Origin of the sequence: Fervidobacterium islandicum (assembly GCF_000767275.3) — a bacterium.
Taxonomy (GTDB): Bacteria; Thermotogota; Thermotogae; order Thermotogales; family Fervidobacteriaceae; genus Fervidobacterium; species Fervidobacterium islandicum.
Genome location: NZ_CP014334.2, coordinates 1,593,664 through 1,613,722 on the forward strand (window position 1 = coordinate 1,593,664; position 20,059 = coordinate 1,613,722).

Annotated in this window: 15 protein-coding genes and 1 CRISPR repeat array; of the genes, 6 read left to right on the forward strand and 9 right to left on the reverse strand. The window is 39.8% G+C overall.

Going from position 1 to position 20,059, the window contains the following annotated elements:
• Positions 1-49: 49 nt before the first annotated feature.
• Genes nadE through NA23_RS07745 form a run of 6 tightly spaced genes read left to right on the forward strand, consistent with a single transcriptional unit; the run spans position 50 to position 6,832 of the window.
• Positions 50-910, forward strand: a complete 861-nt coding sequence (gene nadE, locus NA23_RS07720) for an NAD(+) synthase (protein WP_033192101.1) — start codon at positions 50-52, stop codon at positions 908-910.
• Positions 897-1,412, forward strand: a complete 516-nt coding sequence (locus tag NA23_RS07725; protein WP_033192102.1) for a Mut7-C RNAse domain-containing protein — start codon at positions 897-899, stop codon at positions 1,410-1,412. Before nadE ends, NA23_RS07725 begins: the two co-directional genes overlap by 14 nt.
• A complete protein-coding gene (locus tag NA23_RS07730) occupies positions 1,402-4,134 on the forward strand; it encodes a sensor histidine kinase (protein WP_033192103.1) in 2,733 nt (910 codons plus the stop codon). The genes NA23_RS07725 and NA23_RS07730 overlap by 11 nt, the downstream gene beginning before the upstream one ends.
• 29 nt (positions 4,135-4,163) lie before the next feature.
• Positions 4,164-4,517 (forward strand): aspartate 1-decarboxylase, encoded by a 354-nt coding sequence (gene panD / locus NA23_RS07735; RefSeq protein ID WP_033192104.1) that lies wholly within the window; start codon positions 4,164-4,166, stop codon positions 4,515-4,517.
• Between the two features lie 47 nt (positions 4,518-4,564).
• On the forward strand, positions 4,565-5,950 hold the full coding sequence (locus tag NA23_RS07740) for a flagellar assembly protein A (RefSeq protein WP_033192105.1): 1,386 nt from the start codon (positions 4,565-4,567) through the stop codon (positions 5,948-5,950).
• A gap of 27 nt (positions 5,951-5,977) precedes the next feature.
• Positions 5,978-6,832: a type I phosphomannose isomerase catalytic subunit gene (locus NA23_RS07745; protein ID WP_033192106.1), complete on the forward strand. Its 855-nt coding sequence runs from the start codon at positions 5,978-5,980 to the stop codon at positions 6,830-6,832.
• A 46-nt stretch (positions 6,833-6,878) separates the two neighbouring features.
• On the opposite strand, the gene acpP is transcribed toward NA23_RS07745, so the two are convergent.
• The 9 genes from acpP to NA23_RS07790 all read right to left on the reverse strand — a co-directional run bounded on the left by acpP (position 6,879) and on the right by NA23_RS07790 (position 20,018).
• Positions 6,879-7,130, reverse strand: a complete 252-nt coding sequence (acpP, locus tag NA23_RS07750; protein WP_033192107.1) for an acyl carrier protein — start codon at positions 7,128-7,130, stop codon at positions 6,879-6,881.
• A gap of 143 nt (positions 7,131-7,273) precedes the next feature.
• Positions 7,274-9,013: a M3 family oligoendopeptidase gene (locus NA23_RS07755; protein WP_033192108.1), complete on the reverse strand. Its 1,740-nt coding sequence runs from the start codon at positions 9,011-9,013 to the stop codon at positions 7,274-7,276.
• A 31-nt stretch (positions 9,014-9,044) separates the two neighbouring features.
• Positions 9,045-10,859 (reverse strand): translation elongation factor 4, encoded by a 1,815-nt coding sequence (lepA, locus tag NA23_RS07760; protein ID WP_033192109.1) that lies wholly within the window; start codon positions 10,857-10,859, stop codon positions 9,045-9,047.
• 37 nt (positions 10,860-10,896) lie between these two features.
• Positions 10,897-11,697 carry a mechanosensitive ion channel family protein gene (locus NA23_RS07765; protein WP_249477014.1) on the reverse strand — a complete coding sequence of 267 codons (801 nt, stop codon included), beginning with the start codon at positions 11,695-11,697 and terminating at the stop codon, positions 10,897-10,899.
• Positions 11,698-12,681, reverse strand: a complete 984-nt coding sequence (gene trpS / locus NA23_RS07770; RefSeq protein ID WP_033192110.1) for a tryptophan--tRNA ligase — start codon at positions 12,679-12,681, stop codon at positions 11,698-11,700. It abuts the gene before it with no gap.
• Positions 12,682-13,146: 465 nt separating this feature from the next.
• Positions 13,147-15,800: a CRISPR direct-repeat array (repeat unit 29 nt; unit sequence ATTTACATCCCACATAGTTAATATAGAAC).
• Positions 15,801-16,022: 222 nt separating this feature from the next.
• On the reverse strand, positions 16,023-16,325 hold the full coding sequence (gene cas2, locus NA23_RS07775; protein WP_342636987.1) for a CRISPR-associated endonuclease Cas2: 303 nt from the start codon (positions 16,323-16,325) through the stop codon (positions 16,023-16,025).
• Positions 16,288-17,265, reverse strand: a complete 978-nt coding sequence (cas1b, locus tag NA23_RS07780) for a type I-B CRISPR-associated endonuclease Cas1b (protein WP_033192112.1) — start codon at positions 17,263-17,265, stop codon at positions 16,288-16,290. The genes cas2 and cas1b overlap by 38 nt, the downstream gene beginning before the upstream one ends.
• Complete coding sequence (gene cas4 / locus NA23_RS07785) at positions 17,262-17,798, reverse strand: CRISPR-associated protein Cas4 (protein ID WP_033192113.1); 537 nt, start codon at positions 17,796-17,798, stop codon at positions 17,262-17,264. Before cas4 ends, cas1b begins: the two co-directional genes overlap by 4 nt.
• A 36-nt stretch (positions 17,799-17,834) precedes the next feature.
• A complete protein-coding gene (locus tag NA23_RS07790) occupies positions 17,835-20,018 on the reverse strand; it encodes a CRISPR-associated helicase/endonuclease Cas3 (protein WP_033192114.1) in 2,184 nt (727 codons plus the stop codon).
• Positions 20,019-20,059: the final 41 nt, after the last annotated feature.

The window sequence follows — 20,059 nt, forward strand, 5'->3', positions numbered from 1 at the left end:
GAAAAAAGTGTACTTGGTAAACAATCCGGTGGTAATCGAGGCGATGTGCATGTTTACTTTCGACCCATCCATTGAAACTGAAAAGATCGTCGGCTTTATAAATTCAACAATAAAAAAATACAACTTCAGAGGTGCAGTGATAGGTGTCAGTGGCGGACTCGATTCTGCCGTCGTTTTAGCTCTGCTTGTGAAAGCATTAGGCCGCGATAAGGTAAAGGCATTCATTCTTCCGGAACGTGACAGTTCGAAATCCAGTACAAAAGATGCAGAAATGGTTTGCAAACACTTTGACGTTGAATACAAGATCATATCTATTGCCCACGTACTGCGTGCTATGGGAGTTTACAAACTCTTCCCACCCGCATTATTCATACCGGAGAAGGTGAAAGCAAGTTATGCAAAGAAAAGATGGCAAAGGTACCCAGATCCGTACTCCATGGACCTTAGAAATGAAGGTGACGAATTGTTCTTGAAAGGCATTGCATACTACAGGGCAAAACACAGGGTGAGGATGTGCAAATTGTATTTCGAAGCTGAGAAACTGGGATACTGCGTGGTGGGAACTACTAACAAGACAGAACTTGCACTTGGCCTGTATGTCAAATGGGGTGATGATTCCGTCGATATTGAACCGATCAAACACCTTTACAAAACGCAGGTCTACGCACTGGCGAAATATCTGGGCGTACCAGAAAAGATAATTCAAAAACCCCCAACACCAGACCTAATTCCTGGTCTAACGGACGAAGAAGCCTTTGGTTTAACCTACCCTGAAATAGACGATATTCTCATGAAATTAGATACAGGTATCGATGTGGATACGGAAAAAGCAAAGAGAGTTAAGACCTTGTTGGAATTAGCCAAACATCGAGAACTCAAATCGCTGGGAATCGAAGATGTGCAAGCATAATGATAGCAATGAACTGAGATTTCTCTGTGATCTGACCGTTGTAAAGCTGGGAAAGAAATTGAGAATCCTGGGATTTGACACTGAGATAACAAGGTCCATAAGAGTTGATGAGATCGGTGAAATCATAAGACAGACATCGCGAAGACTTATCACAAAATCAAGAAACCTTGCTAATACCTTTGGCGGGATACTCGTCACGAAAAATAGGGTATCCGAACAGGTTATTGAACTATTTGCAATCCTGAAAAGCTTGAACATAGAAATAACAAGAACAGCTGCTCGTTGCGTAAACTGCAACGAAGTATTGGAAGATTGCTCTAAAGAAGAAGTAATCGACAAAGTCCCAATATACATCTTTGAAACTGTTGAAAAGTTCAAAAGATGTCCAAAATGCGGAAAGGTGTATTGGCAAGGAACGCATCTAGCACATCTTCAGAACTTAAAACAGCAAACGCTCCGAAGAAAAGAAACAGACATGCGAGGTGAGAACAATGATAGGTAAGAAGATCTGCTATGCATTAACCGAGATATTTGAGAAAGATAAATACTCAACAGAAGCAGAGAATACGGCAAACTTATTGGCCGAATTCGTTGGCGTTGACAAAATATCGGTCGCCATTTATGAAAAATCCAAAGACATTTACAGAGTTCTCATAAGTAATTTCCTTCCCCTTCAAACTAAAGTACCAGTATCAGAAATAGGTGATAGAAATTCACTCTCAAAGCTCACCTTAAAGCTTAAAGATGGAATAACCGTAGATGCATACGTTGAACAGCTCATCCACAACACCCCGGAAACTGGTGATGAAAAAGTCGGAATCGTGATGACAAACCAAATTCCAAAAAAGATGGCGAACTTTGCCGAAATCGTAGACTTCCTTGCGTACAGTTTGTGGTTTATTCCATCGTACGAAAAATCGAAGAGCTACCTTTCCAAGTACCGTTCCTTGTGGATGCTTACAAATTTGTTCGAATCCGCCAAGTCGCATGAAGAGCTTTTGGATGGATTTGTAAAGGTGATTTCTGAAATCATTGAAGCAGAGATAACCGCCGTTCTGAATTTCTCAGAGAGCTCTGACGAAGGACTTAACATAATAATTTACGATAGCCAAACGTCACGATTTGTACACAAGAATTTGGATATTTCGAAACTTACTGATGAAGCGATGCGCTATTTCAAAGGTATGGAAAAAATCGTCTACAAACCCGACGGACTGAGCGAACTATTTTCCACAAAAGTCCTTTCCGCTCTCATCGTTCCTGGCGGTGACTACTGGTTCATCTTTGCTAATAAGAAAAGCAAAGAAATTTACTTACAGACTAAATCTTTTGATTCGATGGATTTAGACCTCGCGCGCGATTCGGTTAAACGATTTTTACTTGCTAAAGGGCGTATAGAATTTGAACAAAAGCTGGAGGAAGAGGTCGCAAAATTAAGAGAGCTTCAAAAAATGCACGAAGCACTCATAGAAGACCAAAAAGAACAAATCAAAAGAATGAACGCTGTACACTACATCAGCCAAGCTATGCGGACAATGTACAGTGTGAAGAACGTCTACAAGACTCTTTTGCTTGGTCTAACATCCGGAAGATTACTTGGTTACAACCGTGCGTTATTGCTAACATACGACGGGCAGCGAGACGTTTTGATTGGTAAGATGTGGCTGGGACCTGATACGGAGAATGTTGAAGAAGACTGGAAAAAAGCCAATCTCAGAGCAATGCGATACGCCGACGTCGTTCAATATCTGCGCGAAGAAGCAATGACTCTAGAGATCAACAACAAGCTCACTCAGCAGATCGAGAATAGGATATTCCCATACAAAGCGCATCCGATACTTGAAAAATGTGTGGTGAGGAAGAAAATATTCGTTGCAAACGAAAGAATTATCGATACAATGGGATTAGAGGCTGCTGATTTAGTAAACTTGTTGGGAACAAAGGAATTCGCTGCATTCCCTCTCGTTGGAAGAGAAGGTGTCTTTGGCGTCGTAATCGTTGACAACTACTTCACAAAAAAGCGCATTAAAGAAAGCGACATTGATATCCTAAAAATCTTGTCAGATAGCGCCGGTTTGGCAATTGAAACTGCTCAAAACTACGAAGAGCTTAGAAACAAAACGATTTCGCTGGAACGCCAAAAGAGCCTTATAGAATACCTTAGAGAATTCTCTGATTCCATCTTGCAGAACATGTCCTCCGCAATTATCGTTATTGATAAAGAAGGCAAGGTAACAGAATGGAATAAACGTGCAGAAGTCTACTTCAACCGTCCAAAAGAGCAGATGACCGGCGTTGAGCTTAGAACTCTTGGTTCTGAATTCGAAGATATCGAAGAGATGGCCATCCAAAGTATGAAAATCAAAGAAGAAATCACACTAAGCAACTACCTTATCCAAACCGGTGGCCGAGAACGATACTACGATGTAAAAATTACACCGTTCTGGGATGCCGACAAGCTCATGCTAAGAGGTGTTATCATTACACTTGATGACGTCACCGAGCGTGTTAATTTGGAAAAAGAACGCAAAAAGCAAGAAAAACTTGCCGCTCTTGGTGAGATGGCTGCGAGGGTAGCCCACGAGTTGAGAAATCCTGTTTCAGTGCTAGGAGGATTCATCAAAAGACTTGAGAAAAACGTTGATAATCCTGAAGCAAGAAACAGATACATAAAGATTATTGCGGATGAGATACTGCGATTAGAACAAATAGTAAATGAGATTCTCGACTTTAGCCGTGAGCCACGGTCACTTGAGTTTAGGTATTTCAATCTAAACAAACTTGTCAATGACGTTTACATATTGCTCGATGAAAAAATTCGTGAGAAAAACATCCTTTTCACGTTCGAAACAGATGCCGAAGAAATCATCGTGTATGCTGAATATTCAAGGATGAAACAGGTTGTAATCAATCTTCTTCAAAACGCAATTGAAGCAACTCCAAAAGATGGTAAAATATTAGTTGAAACGCGCGTCAAATTTGATAAAATCGTGTTGTCTGTATGGAACGAGGGAACACCTATCGATAAAGAGACCGCTGAAAAGCTTTTCACCCCGTTCTTTACAACCAAAGTCCAGGGCACAGGCCTGGGATTGGCTATCTGTAAAAAAATCGTTGAAGATGAGCATAAAGGAAAAATCTACCATGAGGCAACGGAGGATGGTAATAGATTTGTAGTTGAGCTGCCGAAACCAGAAATCACTCCAGATAATGAAGAAAAATAGAAAGAACAAAAATAAAAGGAGGAACACACATGATGGAATTCATGCTGAAAGCCAAAATCCATATGGCTACGGTAACAGAGAAAGAAATAGAATACGAAGGAAGTATCGGTATTGATGAAGAACTATTAGAATTGGCAGGAATAAAAGTTAACGAGATGGTATTGGTATCCGACGTAAACAACGGTAACAGGCTGGTCACATACGTTATCCCCGAACCACGAGGGTCAAAGAAAATTTCATTGAACGGGGCAGCCGCAAGACTTGTTGAAAAAGGTGACCGGATAATCATCATGGCCTTTGCTTTGTACAACCCGGAAGAATATCCTGGACCCAAAGTAATAATTCTCAACCCAGATAATAGCGTAAAAGAAGTAAAGAAATAAAGAAACGCGTCACAATATAGACTCCAACAAATCCAAGGGGGATACCGATGGTTGTAAACATCTCCACAACACCGGACAAGATGGAGGCATATATCAAAATATCGAACATACTGCCCGGAGAACAGGTCACTCTCGAAAAATTGATGGAAGAAATAAGAAATGCCAAGATAGTGCACAACATTGACATTGCTGCACTCAAACACCTGTGTGAAAATCCAGTTGAAAATACACCAATTCTATTTGCAAAAGGCGATGAACCAAAAAATGGAGAAGACGGCAGAATTGTATTCGAAGTTTTTCAACACAAGCCTTCATTTACCACATCTGGTAACCGTGTTGACTTCAGGGAATTCCCCGTCCAAAAAAGAATCATCGTCAAAAAGGGTCAAAAAATAGCAACCGTTTATCCGCCTACTGAAGGCGTTCCTGGAAGAAATGTGTACGGCGAACCTGTTCCAGCAAAGCCTGGCAATGAAGCAAAAGTTGTACTGGGAAAAAACGTCGCACTGAGCGAAGATGGGGCTCACATAATAGCTACTTCGGATGGTATACTGAAAGTAGATCCAGAAAAAGGTGTCGTTGAAGTAAGTGAATACTTGGAAATAGAAGGAAACGTTGACTACGCGACCGGTAATATTGAATTCCCCGGTGTTGTTTTCGTCAAGGGCGATGTAAAGCCAGGGTTCATAGTTAGGGCAAGAGGTGATATCGAGATACAGGGGGTAGCGGAAGCCTCTACGATAATTTCCTTGGAAGGCAGTATCAAACTCACAGGAGCGAAAGGAAAAGATAAAGGGTTGATCAAAGCAAAAAAGAACGTACACGTCAAATACGCCGAATCTGTAACGATAGAATGTGAAAATCTCTATTTCGAGTCCAATTTACTCAACTGCATGGTTCGAGTTACAAATGCCGTTATTGGACAGGGAAGAAGTAGTGCGATCATAGGTGGCGAATGCATCGCTTCGACGCGTATCGAAGCTGATGAATTGGGCTCGGACTTCGGTGTCAAGACCTATCTCGAAGTTGGCGTGAATCCATACCTTAGAGAGGAGCTTAAACTAGTCAACACTCAAATTGAAATTGACCGAACAAGCATTCAAAAACTTGTCAACATAGTCAAGCAGTACAAAGAATTAAAAGAACGAGGAGCTAAACTCACACCAGACAAAGAGGAACAATTTTCAAAAGCCGCAAGAACCCTAATCAACTTGCGTGAACAACTCGAAAAGAATTTACAAAGAAAGCAAGAACTGGAAAAAAAAATCTCGGAAATGCGATACCATTGTGAGATAGTAGCACGAAAAATGCTTTATCCCGGAGTCGAAGTCTACATTCACGATGCAAAATATTTAGCAGACAGACCTCTTCCGAAAGTCGTCTTGAGATACGAGGACGGAAAAGTTGTTGCCGGTGGCTATTCTGGAACTTGATAGTATTTGAATAACAGGAGGTTTCATATGTCTTTGCGATTAGTAAAAATCCTTCCAAAATTCCGCCCAATGGTCTGGGGGAATTCTGAACTAAACAAAAAATTCGACCTTCCAGTATCCGAAACAACTCAACCAATTGGAGAAATCTGGCTTCTTTCCGGCCATCCATTGTACGAAACCATCTTGGAAACCGGTTTAACGATTAACCAATTTGGACAGAACCTGTACAACAACAAATATCCTCGCTTTCCTATTTTAATCAAACTCGTTTCCACAAATCAATGGCTCAGTGTTCAAGTTCACCCAGATGACTCTTTTGCGCGCAACGTGGAAAACGAACCGTGGGGAAAAAGTGAGGCATGGTACTTCTTAACAGATGGAGAATTTGCCGTGTGCGAAGATGTGGAAAAAATGAAAGAATACATAAATTCTGGGCGTATTAATCATCTTAATGAAGCACTCACCTTTGTGAAGGTTAAAAAAGGCACTTTTGTAAACATCCCAGCTGGTACTGTCCACGCACTTGGTCCCAACAGCACTGTTATCGAAGTCCAGCAATCATCCGATTTGACTTACCGCATATACGACTGGGGCAGACCGAGGGAAACACACTTAGAAAAAGCTTTACAAGCTAGTAAAAGTATCTCATTGAGTGAGATCGTCTTTGAAAGTACCGATTCACTCAAAACACCGTACTTTTACATGAAAAAATATCTATCTCATATCGACATAGACGAAAATAAAATCATGGTGCACATACCCTTTGAAATCTCAAAAGACTACCATGCTACATTAATAATCAACGAAAACAACAAATCAGACAAATCTCAACTCAAGATGTTCGGTGATGGACTCTTCATAACAAATTTTGTCTCACTCTAAAAAACAAAGCGGGCACGTTGCCCGCCTTGATTTTCAGCTTCTTAACTTACTCTCTGTCTTTCAACTTCTCTTGCAGCAAATCAACTATATCTTTTACCGTCATTAACTTTTCAATCTCATCGTCCTCGAGCTTGATTCCAAATTCGTCCTCAAAGACCATAACCAAATCAAAAGCATCAAGAGAATCTGCTCCGAGGTCTTCAATCAGATGACTGTCTTCCTCGATATCTTCGATAGGAACGTTAAGCTTTTCGGAAATAATTTCCGCAACCTTTTTGAAAAGTTCTTCTCTCTCCATATTTTGCTCCCTCCTAACCTACGAATATTTTTGGAATATTCTGACTGATCACAAAACTCGACAAAGCTCCAAGACAACTTTCCAAAAAAGAGAACGAATTTTCTTGGTATATTTTAATCAAACACATCGCCTTTGTCAATATTCTATTGCTCATTTCCCATACCGATTAGTTCTTCGACAAGTCCATCTACGAATTCGAAAGCATTCTCCCAAAATCCTTCTTTACTCACGTCTATTCCCACTTTTTCAAGCAGTTCTTCCGGAGAATGCCTTCCTCCACTCTCCAAAAGCTGCAAATATTTGCCTACAAACGCTTTTCCTTCCTCTAAGTATTTCTGATACAAAGCGATAACCAAACACTGAGCGAAATTGTACGCGTATACATAGAACGGAGTTTCGTAAATGTGTGGTATCGAAGACCATTCATGGTTGTACCATTCCGGAATCTCGACAACATTTCCAAAGACTCTCTCAAGTTCCTCGTGGTATATTCCACTCAGCTCATCCCAACCTGCGTACCCATTCTTGCTTATCAACTCGTGCGCTCTAATCTCAAAGTTTGTAAACATGTTCTGCCTAAACGTTGTGGCAAAGATATCTTCTATCTTTGAAGCTATCAGTGCCATCTTCTCTTCCTTTGATAACTTCCTCTTAAGATTGTCGAATACCAAAAACTCCCCAAACACGGAAGCGAGTTCGGCAAGTGTAAGAGGTGTGTCGTGGTTGAAAAACGTCTGCTTTCTGGACAACATGCCGTGCAATCCATGACCAAGTTCGTGAGCAAGTGTCATAACATCGTACATGTTATTCGTGAAATTTGTCAGTACGTACGGTGGAAGCTTTGTCGTAGAGTATATACAATAAGCTCCGCTCACTTTCCCTTTTCTCGGGTACAAATCTATCCGCTCTTCCTTGAAAAATCCATCAACAACACTGCCAGCTTTTTCATCAAACGCATAGTAAGACTCAAGTATTATATCCCTCGCTTCTTCAAAAGTGAATTCCCTTTTCTTATTCGAAATCGGAGCATACACATCCGCCAAAGTCAGCTTTTCACCCAGCATCTTGGACTTCCAGTCGTAGTACTTCCTTAGAATTTCCGTCTTCTCGTTCGTCACAGCAATAAGCCTATCAACAACCTCATCACTCACTTCATTTGCAAAATTCATCATCGAGATAGGTTTTGGAAACCTTCTAAGCCTACTTTCCGTATCGTAATCTTTCACTACGAGGTTGTAAACTTCCGTCATCACTATCGAATCTTCCTTAAACCTTTCAAAAAACACCCGCATCGCACGCTTACGTAAGTCACTATTAGTAGACCTTCTCAGTGCCTTTATCTCTTCCACGGTAAGAACCTTTTTCTCACCGTCAACCTCCAGCTCGAATGTATAAGAACTCTCCAGACGGCTGTGTATCTTAGCAATCCCGTCCCTTCTTGAAACCGAAGTGAGCGCAAGCACTTGCTCTGCATCTTTTGAAAGAAGGTGCTTTCTTCTCTCAATGATGCGTCTTATCAAGTGTTCGTAATTATCGTCGAATTTGATTACCTCTTCAAGGGCTGAATCGTCCAAAGCTGCCAATTTAACCTCTACAATCGCATCCTGTTCGTGTACTTGCGAAGCCAACTGCTGGATAACGCCCAAAACTTTCTGACTCTCAGCACTCTCAGTATCAATCGAATACCTCATCCACGCGTACTGGATGGATTTCGCGAATTCATCCATATGCTCCTCAAAATCCCTAATCAACTTCGCTAACCTTTCCGGAGCATTTTCACGCTCTATTTCACTTGCAATTCTTTTAACCTCTTCCAGTTGCACCCTTGCATTTTCTATTGCAGCTTCATCGTTTTCAAACAGCTGTTCAAGTTTCCACTCCAAAGTAATCCCCCCTATCAGAATATCAAAAACTTTATTCCTCTTCCTCGCCGATTCTAAGCATCGCAAGGAACGCTTCCTGAGGAATCGTCACGTTGCCTATTTCCCTGAGTTTCTTCTTACCTTCCTTCTGTTTTTCCAATAGCTTCATCTTTCTGGTAACGTCCCCGCCGTAACACTTTGCAAGAACGTCCTTTCTAAGTGCCTTAACAGTTGACCTCGCAATGAACCTACCGCCGGCTTTCGCTTGAATCGGTATCTCGAACTGATGCTGTGGAATAAGCTCTGCGAGTTTATCGACCAACTTCCTTGCTATCGTATAAGCCTTTTCCCTGTGTGCAACGAACGAAAGTGCATCAACAGGTTCCTTGTTTACGTATATAGTAATCTTCACAAGGTCGCTCTTTCTGTATTCAAGAAATTCATAGTCCATCGAAGCATATCCTCGGCTAACCGCCTTCATCTTATCAAAGAAATCAAAAATAATCTCGGCAAGCGGAACCTCAAAGTGCATCACAACACGCTCATGACCAGCATTCTCTGTTGAAACCAACGTCCCGCGCTTTTCATTTTGCACCAAATTCATCAACTTTCCAATATATTCAGGTGGAGTGATTATCGACAACTTCACGTAAGGCTCGTATATCTCCCTTACCTCACCTTCTTCAGGAAACTTCGCTGGGTCGTTGATAAAGACCTCCTCACCGCTGTGAGTAACAACCTTGTACTCAACGTTCGGTGCGGTCAATATAACAGCCATGTCGAATTCCCTTTCAAGCCTTTCCCTCACAACATCCATATGCAAAAGTCCCAAAAATCCACACCTAAAACCAAATCCCAGTGCAGGTGAATGGTCCGGTTTAAAAACCAGCGCTGCATCGTTCAACTTGTACTTTTCCAGAGCTTTCCTTAGCTCTTCATAGTACTCGGGCAAACCGGGATACATACCTGCGTAAACCATCGGCTTGACCTCTTTGTAACCTGGTAATGGCTCTGGGGCTGGATTATCAGGTTTGGTAATTGTATCACCAATTCTTGCCTTCGAAACATCCTTCAATCCGGCAATGACATATCCAATATCTCCAGCCTTCAAAACATCAACAGGAACCATATCGGGCGTAAACGTTCCAACCTCAACAACCTCGTACACCTCGCCCGAAGACATCATCATTATCTTATCTTGCGCCTTTATCTCTCCATCAAATACCCTCACATACGCAATCGCACCACGGTACTTGTCGTACTTTGCATCAAAAATCAACGCCCTCAAATGCCCATCATCGGACGTCTTTGGTGGTGGAACCAACCTAATAACAGCCTCAATCAGCTCCTTTACACCAATACCTTCCTTTGCGCTGATTCTAAAAACATCCTCACCCGGGATACCTATCAGATCTTCAATCTCAGCAACCGTTTCCTCTATATTCGCATTTGGCATATCTATCTTATTCACCGCAGGAATTATCTCCAAGCTATGTTCCAGTGCCTTGTACGTATTCGCAACCGTCTGAGCTTGGACTCCTTGAGTTGCATCAACAAGCAAGATCGCACCCTCAACAGCTGCCATACTCCTGTCTACTTCGTACGAAAAATCCACGTGCCCTGGGGTGTCGACGATATTGATCTCATACTCATTCCCATCGTCTGACTTGTAAAACACCCTAAGCGGATGCGACTTTATCGTTATCCCGCGCTCTCGCTCAATATCCATACTATCCAAATACTGCTCTCTCATCTTGCGCTTCTCAACGGCATTCGTCATCTCCAAAATTCTATCGGTCAACGTCGTCTTACCGTGGTCGATATGTGCGATAATACAAATATTCCTTACGTTCTCTACCTTTCTCATCTACTTTCATCCCTCCAAAACTTCACCAAGTCAATACTCATTCTGGTTTCCTAACTTCCACAACAGTAAACGGTATCTTAATTCGAGAACCATCAAATTCCCTCTTAATTCTATGCGCTACAGCATTGAGCGCATCTAAGTAAGTTTCTCGCTCCGCCCAGAATCGAACCGTATACGTTACACCATTCGAATCAAAAGACTTGAAAACGACATTGTTTTGTACCGATTCATCCTTAACAACAAGTGGTTCCTCTTCTAGGACCTTCTTCAAAATAGCAACGACTTTGTCCAAATCCGACGAATAATCAACCGTAACATCAACATCTATCCTTCTATACCTTCCAGGCCAGAACTTCGTAACCGTACCAGACCAGACCTTTCGGTTAGGAATTAGAATCAACTTCCCATCGAACGTACGCAGGTGCACGTGATTCATCTTCACCACATCAACAATCCCGGTTAGGCCGTCCACATCAACAACTTCACCTTCAAAAACTTTCCTTGTCACCAAGACCAGAATACCGGACATGAAGTTCGTCAAAGGTTCTTGGAGTGCAAGACCGAGCACGATACCTGAAATTCCCAAACCGGCAAGGTACGGCGCAAGATTAACGTCCCAAATTGCCAAAATACCAGCAATTGCAAAACCATATATCAAAAACCCAAGAAGCACAGACAACGTCTTCGGTGCCTTAACTTCCTTTCCTATACTCGACACAAACCTGTTAATAGAACTCATGATAATCTTGTGAACCACGTAAGCGATTACCAAAGCAACAATCGACCAAAAGATATCCATAACCACTGCCATGGGCATACGATATTCCACTCCTTTCATTTAAAACATTATCTGCACAGCTTCCCTAACCTCGTTCATAGTTCTTTGGGCAACCTGCCTTGCTTTTTCATTTCCCTCTTCCATCTTTGCCTTGACCTCATCATCTGAAATAGAATTGTACCTATCCCATATCGGCTGAAGTTTGCCGAGCATATTCTTCAAAAGCAACCTCTTACAATCAATACATCCGATCTTCGCCTGCGTACATCCTTCGTACACCCACTGCTTTTCCTCTGGATTATCAGCTGTTCCAAACGCCTTGTGATAATCCCAAACTGGACACACTTCCGGATTACCCGGGTCGCTTCTTCTTTTCCTATTCGTATCCGTGACCATCGGCATTATCATCTTCGAAAGCTCCTGCTCGGTTGTGATCAGCGGGATCGTATTTCCGTAGCTTTTGCTCATCTTCCTACCGTCGGTACCAAGAAGCTTTGGCACCTTGGAAAGAAGCTCCTTAGGTTCCGGGAAGACCTCTTTCTTGAAAATATAATTAAACCTTCTTGCGATCTCACGAGTCAGCTCGATGTGGTACACCTGATCTTCCCCAACTGGCACCCCATCGGCTTTATAAATCAAAATATCCGCTGCCTGCAAAACTGGATACATCAAAAAACCTGCATTCGAAAGGTCTCTGTTTGTAACCTGCTGGCGCATCTCCTTGTACGTAGGCACTCTCTCAAGCCAAGACAGTGGAGTTACCATCGCAAAGAGCAAAAACAATTCAGCGTGCTGCTTAATAGCGGACTGGACAAACAGAGTTGACTTCTCAAGCCCAACTGCCATCATCGTCTTCACAAGCTCAAATGTATTTTGCCTTAATTCGCTGGTATCTTCATAGTGCGTTGTGAGTGCGTGCCAATCGGCAACAAAATAAAAAGTATCGTGCCCTTCGTTCTGGAGTCTTACCCAATTCTCAAAAACACCCACATAATGACCAATATGAACCTTTCCGGTAGGCCTAATACCGCTCAATATACGCATTGATGATTCCTCCTCACAGCATACAAAGTTCGCTTTGAGAATATTATACCATAACGAGAGGAATCTTTCATCTTACAATACAAAAAACAAGCAGGGCAAAAACCCTGCTTGTTTGGATGATTAAACCCTTATAGGCACGATCAAAAGTTTTTCCAACTGTATCATATCATACACTTACCGAAAAAACCAGCAGACTTGTATAAAAAATGCAAGTTTCAACAGACTGAACGTACCTATAAATAGGCAAGCTCATATAAGTTTTCACTTTTTTTACGTCTTAAATATTTAATATACCGTCTTGTTTGACATGATTTTAGCACTATTTTGCATCAAACTTTACATCGCACCAGGTTCATATAAAACGACCAAAATTTGCACCCTGAAGCTCAGTGAGTGTAGTCTTTCCATCCAAATACTTATAAAAAAGAACACGATGGACGGTTGATGATGTAAAACGTTACCCAAATTGACATCCCACATAGTTAATATAGGACGTTACACCTACCAGCAACTTGTATCACCGAAGCCATATTTACATCCCACGTAGTTAATATAGAACCAAAATTCCCTGACTTCACCAGGCTTTCTATCTCGCATTTACATCCCACATAGCTAATATAAAACTTTCTTTTCCAACTTGCTGAGGAACGAGAAGTTGTTATTTACATCCTACATAGTTAATATAAAACCACAAGATCTGGACTACAAGCTAATCAAACCATTAATTCTTTACATCCCACATAGTTAATATAGAACTTGATTTGTTCCTCGAGTTTGCTTTTTGCTTCAACGAAATTTAAATCCCACATAGTTAATATAGAACATATGTTACAGATTTTAATTCATACTCACGAACAAAATTCACATCCCACATAGTTAATATAGAACTTGTGTTCGGTCTCTGACCAACAAGCCCATCTAACTGATTTACATCCCACATAGTTAATATAGAACACATTCACTCTGAACTCTATCTCGGTTCGGGTTACAATTTACATCCCACATAGTTAATATAGAACCGAATTACCTACCCGGACTACCCACTTGGATTACTAATTTACATCCCACATAGTTAATATAGAACTAACAGCAGCTTCTGCCCAACTCTCATGCCGGCTTTTATTTACATCCCACATAGTTAATATAGAACTCGCAAAAAAAGAACTCGGAAAATTTGTTGACCAAGTATTTACATCCCACATAGTTAATATAGAACAATCATCGCTCTTGGACTTGCTGGAATACTTAGAAATTTACATCCCACATAGTTAATATAGAACTGGTTAGAAACGACTTTCTCGGTTTATACGAGAACAATTTACATCCCACATAGTTAATATAGAACTTATAAAGGCGATGAGGAGTGGGACGTCTATGCCTATTTACATCCCACATAGTTAATATAGAACTGGGACGACAGATACGCTGTATACAGAACCACTAAATTTACATCCCACATAGTTAATATAGAACTCCTCGCCTGAGCTCGTTAATCTGACTAAGCTTTTCTCTATTTACATCCCACATAGTTAATATAGAACATACTGTAACAGACACAGACAATCCGTTGAAGAGGCATTTACATCCCACATAGTTAATATAGAACTTAAAACAATTTTTTACACCTTCTGGAATAACAAAAATTTACATCCCACATAGTTAATATAGAACACAGCTAATGTAATCTTTTCAGAAAGATTTTTATACAAATTTACATCCCACATAGTTAATATAGAACTTGAATTTGACTTCTATAATCTTCTGTATTTGCGATATTTACATCCCACATAGTTAATATAGAACTTGACTTCGTCAAGCACACGTTTGTCGCCTTCATAGATTAACATCCCACATAGTTAATATAGAACATTGGTGAGCATAGGAATGCCTGTAGAGACCGTTTGTATTTACATCCCACATAGTTAATATAGAACGCTTTAGCGTGGATAGCAACGGTGATGGTCTGGCGGAATTTACATCCCACATAGTTAATATAGAACTTTTCAGCCAGCAGCAAACGAGCATCAAGATCACCTATTTACATCCCACATAGTTAATATAGAACTATACAGTGTGTTTTGGATGGCATTTGTTACTAATATTTACATCCCACATAGTTAATATAGAACTCATAAGCCAGCGCAGGAGACTCCATCTTCTGTAAGAATTTACATCCCACATAGTTAATATAGAACTCACACCGGCAAACCGGTTACCAATCCAAAGTTCTAATTTACATCCCACATAGTTAATATAGAACTTGGATCCGTGATGGTAACTTCTATACTATTAGTTTCAAATTTACATCCCACATAGTTAATATAGAACAAGGACGGGTATTGCGTTGTTAAATCCCGTTGAGGTATCATTTACATCCCACATAGTTAATATAGAACAGAAAATACGACATCAACGCAACACTGTTAAACACGATTTACATCCCACATAGTTAATATAGAACTTGCTAAAGCTGTTGTAAGAGCAGCTGTGCTAGCCGATTTACATCCCACATAGTTAATATAGAACGCTAATGTTACAAGCTGGACTGGTGTAGAATACGACTTATTTACATCCCACATAGTTAATATAGAACCTATTCCTTCTGGTAGCAGTGCGAAAGTTAATGCACATTTACATCCCACATAGTTAATATAGAACTTGCAAGTTGAAGGCTGGGCAAAGAACTGGATTGGCAGATTTACATCCCACATAGTTAATATAGAACTTTGATAGCTCTTTTTAAGAGCAAAAACTGGGCGAATTTACATCCCACATAGTTAATATAGAACTATAATTATACGTCTGTGCGCTATAGAATTCGTTATAATTTACATCCCACATAGTTAATATAGAACCTGCTTTGAATACGTCATATTCCTTTAGTGCTTCTTATTTACATCCCACATAGTTAATATAGAACTGAATTGGTGCTTGAACGCTTGCTGTTTTATCAAAATTTACATCCCACATAGTTAATATAGAACACGTGAGCTTAAGAATGTTCACATCGTCTTGCTCTTTCATTTACATCCCACATAGTTAATATAGAACTTGGTACCTTGTAAACACGGAACTTTCAAACTTTTCATAATTTACATCCCACATAGTTAATATAGAACAGTTTCACAAAGTACTTAATTTTATCCTAATCAAAACAAATTCGGAAGATACTTTATAAGCCGTCGTATATCAAGTGATAAGATAACTGAAAATGGTGTCATGAGCAGCAAACCAAAAGTCAGTACATAGAAAATTTCAAAAAAATAATCGATAATTATCGATCTATTCAGTGTTTTCTGGTATTTTTTTTACTGGAGAAAGTTCGCTGCACTGGTTGTTGGCTATATGAATTCGTCGTTAACACTTTTTTCGAGTCCAATTATCTTCTTCTCAAATCTACCGTTTCCGTATATTTTATAAACGAAAATAGAATCTTCCTCTTCTATAATTACTTTCTTTATTTCGTTTATGCACTTTTGCAACTTTCCCTCTGTTATTTCGCCTTCAAAAACCGAATTTTGAACCCAAAACAGATACTTGCGTATAATTTTTCTTACTTTCGTTATTCTCTTTTCACCAATGTCATAAGTAATTATTACAAACAAGCTACCACCACGCCTTAAGTGGTTTGTAAATTTCATCATTCAACACATGCCTTATAAGTTTGTAACACTCAAATCTGATCATTTCTCTGTAACTTACGTTTCTCTTCAGGGTTCTGTGGTATATTGTGGTTAAAAGCTTGTCTGAAAATTCCTTGATTACCTTCTTCTTGCCGTTCTCAGTTAGATAACAAATATCATTTTCGCACTCAATATCTTCTTCCTTGATCATACCCAAATTTGTAAGTCTAAAAAGAACTTTATCGCAAACCATAGGCTTAAAGATCTCAGCTATATCAAGTGCTAGTGAATACCTCTTCTCCGATGGTTCATGCAAGTAACTGATTGTCGGTTCCAAATGCGTTTTATATACTTCAGTTAGAACTGTTGTGTACATAAGCGAGTTCAAGAACGAAATGAGTGTATTAACAGGATCCACGGGTGGCCTTTTAACTCTTTTCTGGAAGGTAAAATTCTTAATTATCTTCGAGAAACTTTTGTAGTATAATTTTCTAACTGCTCCTTCCACACTCATGAGTTCTTCTATGTTTTGTACCTCGTTAATCCTGCCCCATATCTTTTCTATTTCTTTCACCTCTTCGAAAGTGGAATCATATTCCTTCATGTTTCGCACCATGTTAAAAATCGCACCGTCGACAAAAGCTTTCGCAAGGTATAGTCTCTTTTCCGTATCAAGATAATGCCGGACTTGTTCTACAATTAAGTAACCAGAAATGTTACGTTTTCGTGGCATGAAGCTGCCTGTATAGAAACCATAATAATTAAAGAAATGTACCGGTATTTCGTACTGCGAAATTAAATTTAAGAACTTTGTTGTAATGCTCAAATCGGAGAAAATATTTATCTCATCAACTGTTTCAATAGGAATTCGTCTTTTTACACCATCCTTGCTTTCATGTAATATCGAATTTTCATCTCTCGATAAGGTCCCTGAACTTACTATGTTGTATGATTTTCTCACATATCTGCACCTCCGAAACATAGCTCATAATAAGCACATTCGTCGCATTTTTTAGTTTTCTTCTGTTTTGGAGGAGCGCTTGCTTTCACAATTCTTTTAATGTCTTGAATAACATCTACGAGTTTCTGTTCTTCCTCTGGTGTTAGTTCGACGTATTCCCTTGAATTTTTCAAAACAAGAACACCTGTTCTTTTTATACCTTTAAGCTTCAAAACATAAATATAGTAGAGCAGCTGGTACTTTGCGGCTTCTTTCATGCTCTTAGTTGATTTCAGTTCGAAGACTCTTTTAGCATCTAATCTGTCAAGTTTGATCACACCATCTATTTCGACATCCGCGCGTGTCCCATACTTTTCTTTCTCCTCTTCGTGAAAGAGCTTACCTAAAAGCACAGAATCATCGTTTTTCTCCATAGTTATGCCTTTACTATAAAACCACAGCTTACGCTTACACACAAAGTAGTAATTCACTTTTGTGCCTTGCATTAAAATCTCTTCGTAGTTATCAAAATCTTTGAAAGAATCGTTCTCCATATAATTTACAACACAACTCCTTCCTAATAACTACTTTTATATGAATTCCACGCTTTCCTGTTTAACTTCTTCGCTAAATATCAGTCCGAGTTCTTTATCGTATCTTACGTAAAGCTTAAAAACATCAAGTTCTTGGTCGTATTCAAGCTTGTCTTTTAATTCACTTAGCTTGAAGAAAGGCACTTCCACCGTCAAAGGTGAGATGTTGCTTATGTACATTTCAAATCTCTTAACTTTATCCTTCTCCATTTTGAATTGCTCAATTAAATCCTTGTGCTCTTCGAACACTTGAACAGGTATGACTTTCAACTTTGCACTATCTCTCAGCTCTTTATGTACATCTTGTTTACTTAGTTCACAAGTTGGAAGTCCCGTGAGAATCATCTCCAATGCTTTTTTGAACTCATTGTAGTACCTTGTGTTTTCGAGCCTTTCTTTACTATACGCTTCACGAACCGATTGTGCTTTATCTTTGCCAAATATGAACCTGTTGTCAAACTCATAAAGCAAATCCTTCCCTAAATTGTGCAATTCTCTGTCGTAAATCCTTCCGACACCGCTACAGTTACGGGTATAAACGTAAACATTGGGTATCTTACCCATGTAAGTTCTTTTTCTGTAGCATCTTCCCATTCTTTGGAACAAGCTGTCAAGTGTTGAGAACTCTGTAAACAAAAAATCGTAGTCGATGTCCAAAGATGCCTCGACTATTTGTGTTGAAATCCAAATCCCAGGTCTTTTCATCTTCATGATTTGCTCTTCTTTTTCAAGTCTGTCTTTTTTGAGAAACATGCTGTGCAACAGGTTTACGTTGCATTCTGGGGAGGTCTCCTTAATCCTCGTATAGAGTTCAACAGCTTTCTTAATTGTATTTGTGATTATCAAACATCTATGTTTCTTGGAAAGCTCAGTAACTCGGCCAAGGTCATTCGCTATTTCATCCTCAATTACTGCCATCATGTTTCTTGGTTCAAAGTCATAGAATTCACTGACCTCAAATCCTATCCCTATTCTTTCCAGCTCATTAATGTAGATGTTTGGGATCGTAGCACTCATTATTAAGAATCTGCCGCCGTAATCAGTTATCTCTTTAAGACCAGCGATGATAGTGGCGACAATTTTCGGAGTGTAGGATTGTATCTCGTCTATCACAACGTTTGAATAAGCTAAAGTAGATAAAATCCTCTCATATCCGCAATGTCTAAATGGGAATGTGAATATTTGGTCAATCGTACAAACTGTAATCGGATAAGATAGCTCTTTAGATAACTTGTATACATTAAAGTAGTCTTCCACTATTTCGGATTGTTTCTTGGAATCTTCGTACAGGAACTCTAAGCTAGCAGAGTGTAACAATCCAACATCTTTGAAACCGATCAACGCTTTGATACGCTTGTATATAGCGTTTATCGACGTACGTATCGGCAACGTGAAGAACGTCTTTCTTGCATCACTCCACAAAAGTGCTGCTTCAGTCTTTCCCATACCCGTTGATGCAACAATGACCAAATTCTTCTTTGAGTTTTGAATTGCAAAATCTTGTACATCTCTGAGGTTAAAATTTTGTCTTTGCATCCATTCGATTGTTTTCTGCCTGACACTTCTTGCTGGACGGATCTCTATTGGAACATTTGCAGATGCTGAGTAATCAAGCCTGTTCAACAATCCTTTCACTAATATGTACTTTCTCTTTATATCTCCCGATATTTCAAAGTCTTTTTTCAAAATGACGTTGAGATATCTCTTATACTCCTTCGGACAATATTTCGCAATCGGCTTCCCAAAATGCTCGTTTAACACATCGGCAAGGTCATCAAGCTCTTTCAGTACGCTAAGTAATTTTTTTGCATCTGGAATATCCCTATCGTGATGGTGAGCAATTACATGAACAAGTAACTTAGCTTCATCATCAGAATATTTTTTGTGAATTGTGTCGTAATCCAGAAAAACAGGTGATAGGAAACCATGCGGAATTTCCTTACCATTCTTGCTATGTTTTTCATCCTTCAATTTTTGCTGAAAATCTGGCGCTGCTTTCCCGAAATCGTGATACAAGGCTGCGTAATAAACTAAATCCCAATCTTTATCGTGAAAACCAGATTCCTCAAGGTCGTTTGAGTAAACTTTTCTCAGAATGGAGAGATTTTTCAAAAGTTTATTAGTATGCACCTTAAGGGTTTCTCCATTACTTTTCGCAAGCAGATTAACCCTTTCATTCATGTATTCACCCTCTTAAATTTTAATCGTACTGAGCCCTTCAA

Coding starts and splice junctions, on each gene's coding strand:
- nadE (WP_033192101.1), top strand. CDS start 50: ATGTTTACTTTCGACCCATCCATTGAAACTGAAAAGATCGTCGGCTTT.
- NA23_RS07725 (WP_033192102.1), top strand. CDS start 897: ATGTGCAAGCATAATGATAGCAATGAACTGAGATTTCTCTGTGATCTG.
- NA23_RS07730 (WP_033192103.1), top strand. CDS start 1,402: ATGATAGGTAAGAAGATCTGCTATGCATTAACCGAGATATTTGAGAAA.
- panD (WP_033192104.1), top strand. CDS start 4,164: ATGATGGAATTCATGCTGAAAGCCAAAATCCATATGGCTACGGTAACA.
- NA23_RS07740 (WP_033192105.1), top strand. CDS start 4,565: ATGGTTGTAAACATCTCCACAACACCGGACAAGATGGAGGCATATATC.
- NA23_RS07745 (WP_033192106.1), top strand. CDS start 5,978: ATGTCTTTGCGATTAGTAAAAATCCTTCCAAAATTCCGCCCAATGGTC.
- acpP (WP_033192107.1), bottom strand. CDS start 7,130: ATGGAGAGAGAAGAACTTTTCAAAAAGGTTGCGGAAATTATTTCCGAA.
- lepA (WP_033192109.1), bottom strand. CDS start 10,859: ATGAGAAAGGTAGAGAACGTAAGGAATATTTGTATTATCGCACATATC.
- NA23_RS07765 (WP_249477014.1), bottom strand. CDS start 11,697: ATGAAAGGAGTGGAATATCGTATGCCCATGGCAGTGGTTATGGATATC.
- trpS (WP_033192110.1), bottom strand. CDS start 12,681: ATGCGTATATTGAGCGGTATTAGGCCTACCGGAAAGGTTCATATTGGT.
- cas2 (WP_342636987.1), bottom strand. CDS start 16,325: ATGATGAAATTTACAAACCACTTAAGGCGTGGTGGTAGCTTGTTTGTA.
- cas4 (WP_033192113.1), bottom strand. CDS start 17,798: ATGGAGAACGATTCTTTCAAAGATTTTGATAACTACGAAGAGATTTTA.
- NA23_RS07790 (WP_033192114.1), bottom strand. CDS start 20,018: ATGAATGAAAGGGTTAATCTGCTTGCGAAAAGTAATGGAGAAACCCTT.